This is a genomic window from Stutzerimonas zhaodongensis (assembly GCF_003696365.1).
Taxonomy (GTDB): domain Bacteria; phylum Pseudomonadota; class Gammaproteobacteria; order Pseudomonadales; family Pseudomonadaceae; genus Stutzerimonas; species Stutzerimonas zhaodongensis.
On record NZ_RFFM01000019.1, the window covers coordinates 1 to 814 of the forward strand.

At 56.6% G+C, this 814-nt stretch carries 1 protein-coding gene; it reads right to left on the reverse strand.

The window, feature by feature from the left end; all coding sequences use genetic code 11:
- On the reverse strand, positions 1–814 hold an 814-nt coding region (locus tag EA797_RS21610; RefSeq protein ID WP_122169028.1), incomplete at both ends, for an elongation factor Tu.

An 814-nucleotide genomic window follows, 5' to 3' on the forward strand; every position in this document is an offset into this window, starting at 1 on the left:
CCTTCGTCCAGCAGCTTGCGGAACATTTCAACGCCGGTGCAGGTGGTCTTGGTCGTGGCACGGATACCAACGATCTCGATTTCTTCCTGAACCTTGACGATGCCACGCTCTACACGACCCGTCACAACGGTACCGCGACCGGAGATCGAGAAAACGTCTTCGATCGGCATCAGGAACGGCTTGTCGATGGCACGCTCAGGTTCTGGAATGTAGCTATCCAGAGTCTCAACCAGCTTGCGCACGGCCGAAACACCCATCTCGTTGTCATCCTGGCCATTCAGAGCCATCAGCGCGGATCCGATGATGATCGGAGTGTCGTCGCCCGGGAAGTCGTAGGTCGACAACAGATCACGAACTTCCATCTCAACCAGTTCCAGCAGCTCAGCGTCGTCCACCATGTCAGCCTTGTTCAGGAAGACAACAATGTATGGAACGCCAACCTGGCGGGACAGGAGAATGTGCTCACGAGTCTGAGGCATCGGGCCGTCAGCTGCGGAGCAAACCAGGATCGCGCCGTCCATCTGCGCAGCTCCGGTGATCATGTTCTTCACATAGTCAGCGTGGCCTGGGCAGTCAACGTGAGCGTAGTGACGGATCGAGGAATCGTACTCAACGTGGGAGGTGTTGATGGTGATACCACGAGCCTTCTCTTCCGGCGCGTTGTCGATCTGCGAGAAATCACGCGCAGAGCCGCCCCAAGTTTCCGCGCAGACCTTGGTCAGCGCAGCGGTGAGCGTGGTTTTGCCATGGTCAACGTGACCAATGGTACCGACGTTCAGGTGCGGTTTGTTACGTTCGAATTTTTCTTTAGCCA